Source organism: Streptomyces xinghaiensis S187 (assembly GCF_000220705.2).
Classification (GTDB): Bacteria; Actinomycetota; Actinomycetes; order Streptomycetales; family Streptomycetaceae; genus Streptomyces; species Streptomyces xinghaiensis.
Window position 1 is genome coordinate 149,526 of the sequence record NZ_CP023202.1, and the last position, 13,199, is coordinate 162,724.

Genomic DNA, 13,199 nt, shown 5'->3' on the forward strand with positions numbered 1-13,199 from the left:
AGAACTTTGACTTCTTACGAAACCCGGACATCGGCCCCCGGCGGCCCCCATCCGCTCCCGGTCGCCGCCCCGGGCTGCGAGTCTGTCCGCATGCAGCAGACTTCACCGGGAGCCCGGGTCCTCGTGGTGGACGACGACCCCACCGTCGCCGAGGTCGTCACGGGCTACCTCGAACGCGACGGCCACGTCGTGGACCGGGCGGCCGACGGCCCCTCGGCCCTGGCCCGCGCGGACGCCCGATGGCCCGATCTCGTCGTCCTGGACCTCATGCTCCCCGGCATGGACGGGCTCGCCGTCTGCCGGGGCCTGCGCGAACGCGGCCCCGTCCCCGTCATCATGCTGACGGCGCGCGGCGAGGAGGACGACCGGATCCTCGGCCTGGAGGTGGGGGCGGACGACTACGTGACCAAGCCCTTCAGCCCGCGCGAACTGGCCCTGCGGGTGCGGTCGGTGCTCCGCCGCGGCACCGCCGGCAGCGTTCCGCCGCCCGGCCGGCCCCTGGCGCACGCCGGGATCGGACTGGACCCGGCGGCACGGCGTGTCGTACGGAACGGCACGGAAGTGTCGCTCACCGTACGGGAGTTCGACCTGCTGGCCTTTCTGATGCGGCACCCGGGACAGGCGTTCGGGCGGGAGGAGCTGATGCGGGCCGTCTGGGGCTGGGAGTTCGGCGATCTGTCGACCGTCACCGTGCACGTCCGCCGGCTGCGCGGGAAGATCGAGACCGACCCGGCCGCGCCCCGCCTGATCACCACGGTGTGGGGTGTCGGCTACCGCTTCGACGCCCCGCCGCCGGGCCCGGCGCCGGCGGGAAGCGGGACCCGGCCGTGACCGACACCCTGCTGATCGCCCTGTTCGCCTTCCTCGGCGCGGCCGCCGCCGGCCTGGCGGGCGCGCTCGCCCTTCGGCTGCTGCGCCACCGCTCGCTCACCCTCTCGCTGACCGTCGTCGCCGCCGTGGCGGTGACCGCCATGCTGGCCGGGACCCTCGCCGTGGCCTGGGCGATGTTCCTCTCCCCGCACGACCTGTGGGTGGTCACCACGGTGTGCGCCATGGCCGCCGTGGTCTCCCTGGCCACCGCCCTCCTGCTCGGCCGCTGGGTGGTGGCCCGCAGCAACGCCCTGACGCTGGCCGCCCGTTCCTTCGGCGAGGACGGCGGCTTCGTCCCGCCCGCGGCACCGGGCACGGCGGAGATCGACGCGCTGGTCCGCGAACTGGCGGCCACCAGCGAGAAGCTGGAGGCCTCCCGGGAGCGCGAGCGGGCCCTGGAGTCCTCCCGCCGGGAGCTGGTCGCCTGGATCTCGCACGATCTGCGCACGCCGCTGGCCGGGCTGCGGGCCATGGCCGAGGCGCTGGAGGACGGCATGGCGGCCGACCCGGACCGCTTCTTCCGGCAGATCCGCACCGAGGTGGACCGCCTCAACGCCATGGTCGGCGACCTCTTCGAGCTCTCCCGCATCCACGCCGGCGCGCTGCCGCTCAGCCCGGTGCGGGTCTCCGCCGCCGAACTGGTGGGCGAGGCGCTCGACGGGGTGAGCCCGCTGGCCCGGGAGCACGGCGTGCGGCTGGTCGGCGAGCGGGACGAGGCCGTCGCGGTCGAGGTGGACGCGCAGGCCATGTCCCGCGTCCTCGGCAACCTCATGATCAACGCCATTCGCCGGACACCGGCCGACGGCACGGTCGCGGTGTCCGCGCGGCGCGGCAGCGACGACGCCTCCGTGGTGCTCTCCGTCACCGACGGGTGCGGCGGCATCCCGGAGGAGGACCTCCCCCGGGTCTTCGACACCGGCTGGCGCGGCACCCACGCCCGGACCCCTCCGGCGGGCGACGGGCCCCCGGCGGGCGCGGGCCTCGGCCTGGCCATCGTCCGGGGCCTGGTCGAGGCGCACGCGGGCCGGGCCGCCGTGCGGAACGTACACGGCGGCTGCCGCTTCGAGGTCACCCTGCCGGCCGCCCCGCCGTGACCGGCTCCCGCTGCGGCGCGCGGGCGAACTCCGCCATCCCCTCGGCGAACCCGACCGCGGGCCGCCAGCCCAGCTCCGTCATCAGCCGCTGCGAGGAGGCGGTGATGTGCCGCACGTCGCCCAGCCGGTACTCCCCCGTGACGACCGGCTCCGGACCACCGCAGGCGCGGGCCAGCTCGGCGGCCGTCTCCCCGATGGTGCGGGGCGTGCCGCTGCCGGTGTTGTAGGCCCGGAAGCTCCCCGCGGGCCGGCCGGGCAGCGCCGCCAGCGCGGCGAGGTTGGCGGCAGCCACGTCGCGGACGTGGACGAAGTCCCGCCGCTGGCCGCCGTCCTCGAAGACGCGCGGCGCCTCCCCCCGGGCGAGGGCCGAGCGGAACAGCGAGGCGACCCCGGCGTAGGGGGTGTCGCGCGGCATCCCCGGCCCGTAGACGTTGTGGTAGCGCAGCGAGACCGCCCGGCCGCCGGTGGCGCGGGCCCAGGCCGCCGTGAGGTGCTCCTGGGCCAGCTTGGTCGCCGCGTAGACGTTCCGCGGATCGGCCGGCGCGTCCTCGGTGACCGGTCCGGGCTCCAGCGGCAGGCCGCACTCCGGGCAGGCGCATTCGAAGCGCCCGGCGTCGAGATCGGCCGGCTCGCGGGGGCCGGGGCGCACGGTCCCGTGGCGGGGGCAGTCGTAGCGGCCCTCGCCGTAGACCACCATCGACCCGGCGAGCACCAGCCGCGGCACCCCCGCCGCCGCCATGGCGTCCAGCAGGACGGCCGTGCCGAGGTCGTTGCAGCCCACATACTCGGGCGCGTCGGCGAAGTCCTTCCCCAGTCCGACCATCGCGGCCTGGTGGCAGACGGCCGACACACCCTGCAGGGCGCCGGCGACGGCGGCCCGGTCCCGGACATCGGCCCGGACCAGGCGGGCCTCCCCGGCCGGCGGCCGGCCGGCGTGGGCCCGCGGGTGCAGGCTGTCCAGGACGACGGGTTCGTGCCCGGCGGCGGCCAGGGCGGTGACGATGTGTGAGCCGATGAACCCGGCTCCTCCGGTGACGAGTACGCGCATGACGGTGACGCTAGGCGACGGAACCGCCCGGCGGGCCGCTCCGCGCCCGGTGGTCACGGATTCGTAAGACCCGGGGCCGGGCGCGAGGGGCCCGGCACAAGAGTGGCCCGTCCGGTGCGACGGGGGATGCACACCGGACGGGCACATGACCTTTCTACCGCATCACGGCCGTCTTATGCGGCAAAAACGTATTCGGTTTTACGCCAATGGTGGCCCGGCCCGGGAACGCCCGCGCCCCCCGCCGTCCCCGGTGTTCCCCGGCCGCCGGACGGGCTCCGGACAGCAGCACGGAGCGCTCCCCGATCGGCTGAAACCCGGCCGAACCACCCGGCCCCGCTCCGCTCCGTGACTACGCTGAGCACCCCCCGTCACCGACGTTCGAGGTCAGTGTGCAGAGCGCGGAAGAGCTGGTGAGCCCGGAGCCACCGCCGTCCACACCCCCGGCCGCGGGACTTCCCGGCCCTCCGTTCAAGGGCGGCGCGGCGGGCCGCGCCCTCACCGGCTTCGCCGGGCGGCTGCCCGGGACCACCACCCTCGCGGGCTGGGCCGCGGCGGTCGTCCTGATCGTCGCCGCCTCACCGTGGGCGACCCATCCGGCGGTACAGGCGTGGCGCACGGTGAGCGTCGCCATCGCCGTGCAGGCCCTGCCCTTCCTGCTGCTGGGCACGGCGCTGTCCGGGGCGATCAACGCCTTCGTGCCGGAGCGGTGGTTCACCGGGATGCTGCCGCGGAGGCCCGCGCTGGCGGTACCGGTGGCGAGTGCGGCCGGAATAGTGCTGCCGGGCTGCGAGTGCGCCTCCGTACCGGTGGCCGGAAGTCTTATCCGGCGCGGGGTGACGCCGGCCGCCGCGCTGGCCTTCCTGCTGTCGGCGCCCGCGGTCAACCCGGTCGTGCTCACCGCCACGGCCGTGGCCTTTCCCGGCTCGCCGGAGATGGTGGCGGCCCGGCTGCTGGCCTCGCTGCTGGTCTCGGCCGTCATGGGCTGGCTCTGGCTGCGGCTGGGCCGCGAGGAGTGGCTGCGGCTCCCGGCCCGCCGCGGCGGGCACCGGCCGGGACGCGGCCGCTGGGAGGAGTTCCGGCTCGGGTTCCAGCACGACTTCCTGCACGCCGGGGGCTTCCTGGTGCTGGGCGCGATGGCCGCCGCGACCTTCAACGTGGCCGTGCCCCGCTCCGTGCTCGACGCGTTCGCGGACTCGGCCTGGCTGTCGGTGCTCTTCCTGGCCGCGCTGGCGGTCGTCCTGGCGGTCTGCTCCGAGGCCGACGCCTTCGTCGCCGCGTCGCTGACCGGCTTCTCCCCCACCGCCCGGCTGGCGTTCATGGTGGTCGGGCCGATGGTCGACCTGAAGCTGATCGCACTCCAGTCCGGCACCTTCGGCCGGGCCTTCGCCGTCCGGTTCTCGACCGCGACGGCCGTCGTGGCCGTCACCGCGAGCGCGCTGACGGGATGGTGGCTCCTGTGAGGCGCAACGTCCAGGTGCTGCTGCTGGTCCTGTCCGGCGCGGGGGTGCTGCACATCTCGCTGCTGACGGACGTCTGCCTGCGGTTCGTGAAGGAGGGACTGCGTCCGGCGCTCGTGGCATCCGGAGCCGTTCTGGTGCTGCTGGGCCTGGTGGCGGCGGCCCGGGACGGCTTCCCGTACGACCGGCGGCCGCCGGCGGGCGGTGACGGCGGCCACGGCCACGATCACGCGCGGGGCCCGGGGGTCGCCTGGCTGCTCTTCTTCCCCGCGCTCAGCCTGCTGTTCTTCACCCCGCCCGCGCTGGGCGCGTACACCGCGGCCCGGGAGACCGGTGCCCCCGCCCAGGGGGCGGTGCGGAACTTCCCGCCGCTGCCCGAGGGGTCGCCCGTGCCGCTGACGCTGACCGAGTTCGAGCTCCGCGCCCGGCAGGACCGGTCGCGGAGCCTGGAGGACCGCACGGTGGCGCTCATGGGATTCGTCACACCCGCACCGGACGGGGGGTGGTTTCTGTCCCGACTGCTGGTCAGCTGCTGTGCGGCGGACTCGCGAGCGGTGAAAATCAGGGTCCGCGGGGCGGTTCCGCCGCCCGCCGACTCCTGGGTGCGGGTCACCGGCCGCCGGCACCCCGGGCCCGCGTCCCGGGAGGTGGCGATCGACGCGGAGATGGTGCGCCCGGTGCCGGAGCCGGTCAATCCGTACCAGGACTCCGCACCGCCTCCGACCAGGTGAAACACCGGCCCGGGAAGGGGGTGCGGCACCCGGTTCCGGGCATTGGCGAGGCCCCGCGCACGGGGGAGAACGCGGGGCCTCACTCTGAAGAACGGCCGGCACGGGGGAAAGGTTCCGGTCTCCGGGAAACTCTTTGCGGGGGCGCGGGCCGGAAACCGGTGGAGAACCGGTTGTCACACCCGGGCCGTATTCTGGAGGACATGTCTACCCCTGGACCCTCTGTCCCCACGCGTCCGGCCGCCGACCACGCGAACGCGGCGATCCGCGCTTTCGTGGCGGGCCGCACCTCGTGGTCGGCGGCCGATCTCGCGGAGCTCGACCGGCTCCGCACGGAGTGGCGGCGCGCGCTCCGCGAGGAGATCACCCGGGCGGCCTGAGCCCCCTCCGCCGCCGGCCGGCCGGGCCGCGGAACCCCCCGCGGCCGGCCGCACCGCCGGAGCCGGTCCGTCAGCGGATCGGCATCCCCGACAGCGTCCGGGCGATGACCAGGCGCTGGATCTCGCTGGTCCCCTCGAAGATCGTGTAGATCGCCGCGTCGCGGTGCATCCGCTCCACCGGGTACTCCCGGGTGTAGCCGTTACCGCCGAGGATCTGCATGGCCTGGGCGGTGACGGTCTTGGCGACCTCGCCCGCGTAGAGCTTCGACATCGAGCCCTCGGCCGCGGTGAAGGGCTTGCCGGAGGCCGCCATCCAGGAGGCCCGCCAGACCAGCAGCCGGGCCGCGTCGATCTGGGTGCGCATGTCGGCCAGCTGGAAGGCGATGCCCTGGTTGTCGATGATCGGGCGGCCGAACTGCACCCGGGTCTTCGCGTAGTCGAGGGCGACCTCGTACGCGGCGCGGGCGATGCCGACGGCCTGGGCGCCGACCGCCGGGCGGGACGCCTCGAAGGTGGCCATGGCCGCGTTCTTCACCCGCTCGCCACCGCTCCTGGCGCGCTCGCGGGCGCGGGCCAGCCGCTCGTCGAGCTTCTCCTTGCCGCCCAGCAGGCAGCTGCCGGGGACCCGGACGTCCTCCAGGACGACCTCCGCCGTGTGGGAGGCGCGGATGCCGTGCTTCTTGAACTTCTGGCCCTGCGAGAGGCCCTTGGTGCCCGGCGGGACGATGAAGGAGGCGTGGCCCTTGGAGCCCAGCTCCGGGTCGACGACGGCCACCACGACATGGACGTTGGCGATGCCGCCGTTGGTCGCCCAGGTCTTGGTGCCGTTGAGCACCCACTCGTCCTTGGCCTCGTCGTAGACCGCGCGGGTGCGCATGGCGGAGACGTCGGAGCCCGCGTCCGGCTCGGAGGAGCAGAAGGCGGCGACCTTCACGTCGTCCGCGTCGCCGTACATCTGGGGCACCCAGGTGCCGATCTGCTCCTCGGTGCCGTTGGCCAGCACGCCGACGGCGGCGAGGCCCGTGCCGACGATCGAGAGGCCGATGCCGGCGTCACCCCAGAACAGCTCCTCCATCGTCATGGCGATGCCGAGACCGGTCGGGTCGAAGAACTGCTGGGCGTAGAAGTCCAGCGAGTAGAGGCCGATCTTGGCGGCCTCCTGAATGACGGGCCACGGGGTCTCCTCGCGTTCGTCCCACTCGGCCGCGGCCGGCCGCATCACGTCCGCGGCGAAACCGTGGATCCACTCCCGGACGGCCTTCTGCTCGTCGTCGAGATCGAGCGCGAACTCTGCCATGTCCCCTCCACCTGCTTGTTACTTGCGGTAACTATACCCTGTTACCGGCTGGTAGGCCCTGTCAAGCCCAGTCGCCCGTCCCGTCCCCGCCCGGGTGAAGTGTTACGTTGCGTCGCGGGGACCGAGCCGGAAGGACGGGGTGGGAGAGACGCCATGGAGACCAGTCAGCGGGAGGACCAGCAGCGGGCGGCCCGCCGCCGGCGCAAGGAACTGCTGGAGGCCGCGGACCGGGTGGTCCTGCGCGACGGCCCCGGCGCCTCGATGAACGCCATCGCCGCCGAGGCCGGGATCACCAAACCCATCCTCTACCGGCACTTCGGCGACAAGAGCGGCCTCTACCGGGCCCTGGCCGTCCGGCACACCGACGCCCTGCTCGCCGGCCTGCGCGCCGCCCTCGACGCCCCGGCGGCCGACCGCCGCGAGCGCGTCGAGCGCACCCTCGACACCTATCTTGCGGCCATCGAGTCCCGGCCGCAGGTCTACCGCTTCCTCATGCACCCGGGCGAGGAGCCGAGCAGCTCCGAGCAGGGCTTCGACACCCGCCACTCCGCCCCGCTGCTGCGCCGGATGGGCGAGGAGCTCGCCCAGGTCATCGCCGAGCGGGTCGTCCTCGGTGACGACGGCGACGAGCGGGCCCGGATCTGGGGGCACGGCATCGTCGGCATGATGCACGCCGCCGGCGACTGGTGGCTGCGGGAACGCCCCGCACCCCGCGCCCACCTGGTGCGCCACCTCGCCGACCTGCTGTGGGGGCAGCTGGCCGAGGCCGGCGACCGGACGGGCGGGCCCGGCTTCTGACGGACCGGCCGCCGGGAGCCGCTCAGCCACCCGGCCCGGCCGGGACCGCCGCCTGTGCCGCGGCCCGGTCCGGATCCCGGTTCCAGGCCGCGCGCCGGACCGCCCGCAGCGCCCGGCGGCGGCGCAGACCCGCGACCCGGTCCAGATAGAGCCCGCCGTCCAGATGGTCCGTCTCGTGCTGGAGACAGCGCGCGAAGAAGCCGCTGCCCGTCACCCGCACCGGGGCGCCGGTGCGGTCCCGGCCCTCGACGACGGCGTGGTCGAGGCGGCTCGTGCCGGCCTCGACACCGGGCAGCGACAGACAGCCCTCGGGTCCGGTCACCGGCACCCCTCCGGTCTCCACCAGCCGGGGGTTGACCACGTGACCGAGGTGCCTGCGGTCCTCGTCGTCCGGGCAGTCGTAGACGAACACCCGCAGCGGCACCCCGATCTGATTGGCCGCCAGGCCGACGCCGCGGGCGGCGTACATGCTCGCGAAGAGGTCCTCCACCAGCCGGGCCAGTTCCCCGTCGAAGGACGTGACCTCCGCGCAGGGCCTGCGCAGCACCGGATCCCCCAGCAGCCGCACCGGCCGGACGGAGCCCGAACTGCCGGGAATCGCACCATGTCGCATGGCGGCCAGCGTACGGAGGGCCCGTCCGGGCCGGGACGGCGGGTAACAGCAAGGTGGCGGAAGGGTGGCAGGTTCGGGGCCGCGCCCGGATCTCGATAGGCTGAGCGGCGACCGATCCCTCCCGGCTGGTGATTCGGCGCGGAGGGGGCCGTTCCACCCGGCCGGCCGGGTGGCGGGGGTGCGGCGCCGGATGCGAGGAGGAGCAAGGACGATGGCAGGCAACTCGGACCCGCTGACGCCGCGGGCCAAGCTGGCCGTGACGGCGGGAAGGGCCGCGGCGGCGGCATCACGGGCGGTGGGCCGCGGCAGCGGATCCGTGATCGGCGGCAAGGTCGCGCTGCGGCTCGACCCGGACCTGCTGGCCCGCCTGGCGGGTCACCTGGACGTGATCCTGGTCTCGGCCACCAACGGCAAGACGACCACCACCCGGCTGATCGCCGAGGCGCTGCGCGCCAGCGGCCCCGTGGTGTCGAACGCGCTGGGCGCGAACATGCCCGCGGGCATCACCTCGGCGCTGGCGGGCGGTTCGGACGCCAAGTACGGCGTCATCGAGGTCGACGAGAAGTACCTCGCCGGGGTCGCGCGGGACGTCACACCGAAGGCCATCGCCCTGCTCAACCTCTCCCGCGACCAGCTCGACCGCGCCGCCGAGACCCGGATGCTCGCCGAGAAGTGGCGCGAGGGCCTGGCCGGCAACAAGGCGACGGTCATCGCCAACTGCGACGACCCGCTGATCGCCTGGGCCGCCTCCTCCTCCCCCAACGTGGTGTGGGTCGCGGCGGGCCAGGCCTGGAAGGACGACGCCTGGTCCTGCCCGTCCTGCGGCGGTGTGCTCCAGCGGCCCTCCGACGACTGGTTCTGTTCCGAGTGCGGCTTCCGCCGCCCGATGCCGAGCTGGGCGCTGGCCGGCGACCAGGTGGTGGACCCGCACGGCTCGGCCTGGCCGATCCGGCTGCGGCTGCCCGGCCGGGCGAACAAGGCCAACGCCGCGACCTCCGCCGCCGTCGCCGCGCACTTCGGGGTGCCCCCGCAGGTGGCGCTGGAGCGGATGTACGAGGTGCAGGCGGTCGCCGGCCGCTACGACGTCGTGCGGTTCCAGAACCGCGACCTGCGGCTGCTGCTGGCCAAGAACCCGGCCGGCTGGCTGGAGACCTTCTCCCTCATCGACCCGCCGCCCACCCCGGTGATCCTCTCCGTCAACGCCCGCGGCGCGGACGGCACCGACACCTCCTGGCTGTGGGACGTCGACTACGGCCGGCTCGCCGGCCACCCGATCTTCGTCATCGGCGACCGCAAGCTGGACCTGGCCGTACGGCTGGAGGTCGCGGGGCTCGACTTCCGCGTCTGCGAGAACGCCGACGAGGCCGTGGGACAGGCGCCGCCCGGACGCATCGAGGTGATCGCCAACTACACGGCCTTCCAGGACCTCCGCCGCCGCGTGGGCAACTGACCCCGCCCGACCACCTTGAGGAATGCGAGCATGAGCGACAGCAGCCTGCGCCTGGTCTGGGTCTACCCGGACCTGCTGAGCACGTACGGCGACCAGGGCAACGTCCTGGTGGTGGAGCGGCGGGCCCGCCAGCGGGGCCTGGAGGTCTCCCGCGTGGACGTCCGCAGCGACCAGCCGGTGCCCACCTCCGGCGACATCTATCTGATCGGCGGCGGCGAGGACCGGCCGCAGCGGCTGGCGGCCGAGCGGCTGCGCCGCGACGGCGGCCTGAGCCGGGCCGTGGCCAACGGCGCGATCGTCTTCTCCGTCTGCGCCGGCTATCAGATCCTGGGCCACGAGTTCGTCAACGACCTCGGCGAGAAGGAGCCGGGGCTCGGCCTGCTGGACGTGGTGAGTACCCGGGGCGAGGCCGCCCGGTGCGTCGGCGACGTCCTGGCCGACATCGACGGCCGGCTGAACCTGCCGCCGCTGACGGGTTTCGAGAACCACCAGGGCGTCACCCACCTCGGCCCGACCGCGCGCCCGTTCGCCCGGGTCCGCTTCGGCAACGGCAACGGCACGGGCGACGGCACCGAGGGCGCGTACAACGACACCGTCTTCGGTACGTACATGCACGGGCCGGTGCTGGCCCGCAATCCGCAGATCGCCGATCTGCTGCTCAAGCTGGCCCTCGACGTGAACGCGCTGCCGCCGACCGACGACCGCTGGTACGAGGCGCTGCGCCAGGAGCGGATCGCCGCGGCGACCCAGCCCGCCTGAGCCGGGGCCGGCCGGCGCCGGGCGGGCCGGGGCCCGGCGCCGGTTGACGGCGGGATGAACAGTCCGGTCCGCTCCTCGGACAACGCCCCGCCCCGCCACCCCGCGCTTGTAGGGTGGCGGGGATCCAACCGGACGACGGCGTCCGGTCTCCGGTTGAGTTGCAGAGGTTTGGATACGCCATGCGTATTGGTGTGCTCACGTCCGGCGGCGACTGCCCCGGTCTGAACGCTGTCATCCGGTCGGTCGTGCACCGCGCCGTCGCGGACCACGGCGACGAGGTCATCGGCTTCAACGACGGCTGGAAGGGCCTGCTGGAGGCCGACTACCGCACCCTGGACCTGGACGCGGTGGGCGGCATCCTCGCCCGCGGCGGCACCATCCTCGGCTCGTCCCGCGTGCAGCCGGCCCATCTGGTGGACGGGGTGGAGCGGGCCCGGGGCCATGTCGAGGAACTCGGCCTGGACGCCGTCATCCCGATCGGCGGCGAGGGGACCCTCAAGGCGGCGCGGCTGCTCTCCGACGCCGGGCTGCCGATCGTCGGGGTGCCCAAGACCATCGACAACGACATCGCCGGCACCGACGTCACCTTCGGCTTCGACACCGCGGTGGGCGTCGCCACCGAGGCGCTGGACCGGCTCAAGACCACCGCCGAGTCCCACCAGCGGGTACTGATCGTGGAGGTCATGGGCCGGCACACCGGCTGGATCGCGCTGCACTCCGGCATGGCGGCCGGCGCCCACGCCATCGTCGTCCCCGAGCGGCCCTTCGACATCGACGAGCTGACCGCGCGGGTCGGCAAGCGGTTCCTGGCCGGGAAGAAGTTCGCGATCGTGGTCGTCGCCGAGGGCGCCAAGCCCCGCGCCGGCTCGATGGACTTCGACATCGGCGGCAAGGACGTCTACGGGCACGAGCGGTTCGCCGGTGTCGCCCGGCAGCTCTCCACCGAGCTGGAGCACCGGCTCGGCAAGGAGGCCCGCCCGGTCATCCTCGGCCACGTCCAGCGGGGCGGCACCCCCACCGCGTACGACCGGGTGCTGGCCACCCGCTTCGGCTGGCACGCGGTCGAGGCCGTGCACCGCCGGGAGTTCGGCAGGATCACCGCGCTGCGCGGCACCGACATCCGGCTGATCCCGATAGCCGAGGCCGTCGAGTCGCTGAAGACCGTGCCGCGGGAGCGGTACGCCGAGGCCGAGACCGTGCTCTGACCGGCCGGGACGCTCCGGAACGCTCCGGACCGCCCCCGGCCGGGGTTCCGGCCGGGGGCGGTTCTACTCTGGTGGCTGCGGAGGGCGCGGATCGCGCGGAACCCCCGCGAAAGCGGTATTCCCGCGCAAGAGGAGAGAGCGGATGGACCACGGCGAACACGGCATGACCATGGACCTGCCGCCCTTCACCCTCGCCCGGGGCATGGAATTCACGGGCGACCCGTTCTTCCTCGCCGCCTGCCTGGTGGCGCTGGCCCTCTACGGCTGGGCCGTGCTCCGGCTGCGGCGGCGCGGTGACGCCTGGCCGGTGGCCCGCACGGTCGCCTGGGTCACGGGCCTGGCCAGCATCGTGCTGGTGATGTCCACCGGGCTCAACGAGTACGGCATGGTCATGTTCAGCGTGCACATGGTGCAGCACATGGTGATCAGCATGGTCTCGCCGATCCTGCTGCTGCTCGGCGCGCCGGTGACGCTCGCGCTGCGGGCCCTGCCGACGGCACGGCGCGGCCACCGCGGCCCGCGGGAGCTGCTGGTGGCGCTGCTGCACAGCCGCTATGTGCGGATCATCTCGCACCCGGCGTTCACCATCCCGATGTTCATCGCGAGCCTCTACGGGCTGTACTTCACCCCGCTCTTCGACTGGCTGATGGGCAGCACCGCCGGGCACATCGCGATGATGGTGCACTTCCTGGCGGTGGGCCTGGCCTTCTTCTGGCCGATCATGGGCGTGGACCCGGGGCCGCACCGTCCGGGTTACATCATGCGGATGCTGGAGCTCTTCGCCGGGATGCCCTTCCACGCGTTCTTCGGCATCGCGCTGATGATGGCGACGGCGCCGATGGTCGGGACGTACGCCGACCCGCCCGTGTCGCTGGGGCTCGACGCGCTGGCCGACCAGCAGGCGGCGGGCGGCATCGCCTGGGCGTTCAGCGAGATCCCCTCGGTGATCGTGCTGGTGGCCCTGCTCTACCAGTGGCACGGCTCGGAGGAGCGGCAGGCCAGGCGCTCCGACCGGGCCGCGGACCGTGACGGCGACCAGGAGCTGACCGCCTACAACGCCTACCTGGCGTCACTCCAGTCACGCGGTCGGTAGCGGCGGAGGCCGCTTCGGGGTGACGATGGACTCCTGGCCGCGGTCCGCGCGTCCGCGCGGGGACCGCCGGGAGGAGGATGCGGCATGTCCGGATCGGTGAAGACCCTGACGGTCGCCACGGTGGCCGCCCTGGTCGTGGTGACCGCGTACACGGCGGCCCTCGGCGGCAGCGGCTGGCTGTGGTTCGGCTGGATCGTGCTGGCCGGGGTCACGGCCGGTGCGGTGGCACTGCGGAGCCGGTGAGACGCCGCGGCGGCGTACGGGACTCCCGGACACCCGCGGTCGTCCCCGGTGCGGACGGAGGGCGGCGGGCGGGGGCGACGAGGTCCGGGGGTGAGCCGTCCGGTCACCGGCCGGGCAGCGTCTGAACGAGTGGTTTGCCGCGGGTATTCACCGGCCCGGCGACC

General features: G+C 74.0%; 14 protein-coding genes. 11 read left to right on the forward strand and 3 right to left on the reverse strand.

Translation table 11 applies throughout. The features are described 5' to 3' along the window. Window positions 1-90 precede the first annotated feature (90 nt). Together SXIN_RS00725 and SXIN_RS00730 are read left to right on the forward strand one after the other, a co-directional pair. On the forward strand, window positions 91-831 hold the full coding sequence (locus SXIN_RS00725) for a response regulator transcription factor (RefSeq protein WP_039820946.1): 741 nt from the start codon (window positions 91-93) through the stop codon (window positions 829-831). Beyond that, window positions 828-1,964 carry a sensor histidine kinase gene (locus SXIN_RS00730; RefSeq protein ID WP_095756404.1) on the forward strand — a complete coding sequence of 379 codons (1,137 nt, stop codon included), beginning with the start codon at window positions 828-830 and terminating at the stop codon, window positions 1,962-1,964. Before SXIN_RS00725 ends, SXIN_RS00730 begins: the two co-directional genes overlap by 4 nt. On the opposite strand, the gene SXIN_RS00735 is transcribed toward SXIN_RS00730, so the two are convergent. Then, window positions 1,939-3,012 (reverse strand): NAD-dependent epimerase/dehydratase family protein, encoded by a 1,074-nt coding sequence (locus SXIN_RS00735; protein WP_095756405.1) that lies wholly within the window; start codon window positions 3,010-3,012, stop codon window positions 1,939-1,941. The two genes, SXIN_RS00730 and SXIN_RS00735, sit on opposite strands and share 26 nt — an antisense overlap. A 389-nt stretch (window positions 3,013-3,401) precedes the next feature. On the opposite strand from SXIN_RS00735, the gene SXIN_RS00740 reads away from it, so the two are divergent. From SXIN_RS00740 to SXIN_RS31435, 3 genes are all read left to right on the forward strand, one after another. Further along, the gene (locus SXIN_RS00740; RefSeq protein ID WP_238153631.1) at window positions 3,402-4,472 is read left to right on the forward strand and encodes a permease; all 1,071 of its coding nucleotides are present in this window, start codon (window positions 3,402-3,404) and stop codon (window positions 4,470-4,472) included. Beyond that, window positions 4,469-5,200, forward strand: a complete 732-nt coding sequence (locus tag SXIN_RS00745) for a TIGR03943 family putative permease subunit (protein ID WP_019708348.1) — start codon at window positions 4,469-4,471, stop codon at window positions 5,198-5,200. The genes SXIN_RS00740 and SXIN_RS00745 overlap by 4 nt, the downstream gene beginning before the upstream one ends. A 200-nt stretch (window positions 5,201-5,400) precedes the next feature. Next, entirely contained in the window at window positions 5,401-5,577 is a 177-nt protein-coding gene (locus tag SXIN_RS31435; protein ID WP_167466214.1) for a hypothetical protein, read from the forward strand. Between the two features lie 70 nt (window positions 5,578-5,647). On the opposite strand, the gene SXIN_RS00755 is transcribed toward SXIN_RS31435, so the two are convergent. Further along, window positions 5,648-6,874 carry an acyl-CoA dehydrogenase family protein gene (locus tag SXIN_RS00755; RefSeq protein ID WP_019708347.1) on the reverse strand — a complete coding sequence of 409 codons (1,227 nt, stop codon included), beginning with the start codon at window positions 6,872-6,874 and terminating at the stop codon, window positions 5,648-5,650. Between the two features lie 153 nt (window positions 6,875-7,027). On the opposite strand from SXIN_RS00755, the gene SXIN_RS00760 reads away from it, so the two are divergent. Further along, complete coding sequence (locus SXIN_RS00760; RefSeq protein WP_019708346.1) at window positions 7,028-7,672, forward strand: TetR/AcrR family transcriptional regulator; 645 nt, start codon at window positions 7,028-7,030, stop codon at window positions 7,670-7,672. A 22-nt stretch (window positions 7,673-7,694) separates the two neighbouring features. On the opposite strand, the gene def is transcribed toward SXIN_RS00760, so the two are convergent. Beyond that, entirely contained in the window at window positions 7,695-8,285 is a 591-nt protein-coding gene (gene def, locus SXIN_RS00765; RefSeq protein ID WP_095756407.1) for a peptide deformylase, read from the reverse strand. Window positions 8,286-8,496: 211 nt separating this feature from the next. Here def and SXIN_RS00770 point away from each other — a divergent pair, with 211 nt between their 5' ends. From SXIN_RS00770 to SXIN_RS31440, 5 genes are all read left to right on the forward strand, one after another. Beyond that, window positions 8,497-9,735 carry a Mur ligase family protein gene (locus tag SXIN_RS00770; RefSeq protein WP_019708345.1) on the forward strand — a complete coding sequence of 413 codons (1,239 nt, stop codon included), beginning with the start codon at window positions 8,497-8,499 and terminating at the stop codon, window positions 9,733-9,735. A gap of 30 nt (window positions 9,736-9,765) precedes the next feature. Further along, on the forward strand, window positions 9,766-10,494 hold the full coding sequence (locus tag SXIN_RS00775) for a type 1 glutamine amidotransferase (protein WP_019708344.1): 729 nt from the start codon (window positions 9,766-9,768) through the stop codon (window positions 10,492-10,494). A gap of 179 nt (window positions 10,495-10,673) precedes the next feature. Continuing rightward, window positions 10,674-11,699, forward strand: a complete 1,026-nt coding sequence (locus tag SXIN_RS00780) for a 6-phosphofructokinase (RefSeq protein WP_039820939.1) — start codon at window positions 10,674-10,676, stop codon at window positions 11,697-11,699. Between the two features lie 142 nt (window positions 11,700-11,841). Beyond that, window positions 11,842-12,792, forward strand: coding sequence for a cytochrome c oxidase assembly protein (locus SXIN_RS00785; protein WP_019708342.1), 951 nt, complete (start codon window positions 11,842-11,844; stop codon window positions 12,790-12,792). A gap of 84 nt (window positions 12,793-12,876) precedes the next feature. Continuing rightward, window positions 12,877-13,035, forward strand: coding sequence for a hypothetical protein (locus SXIN_RS31440; protein WP_019708341.1), 159 nt, complete (start codon window positions 12,877-12,879; stop codon window positions 13,033-13,035). Window positions 13,036-13,199: the final 164 nt, after the last annotated feature.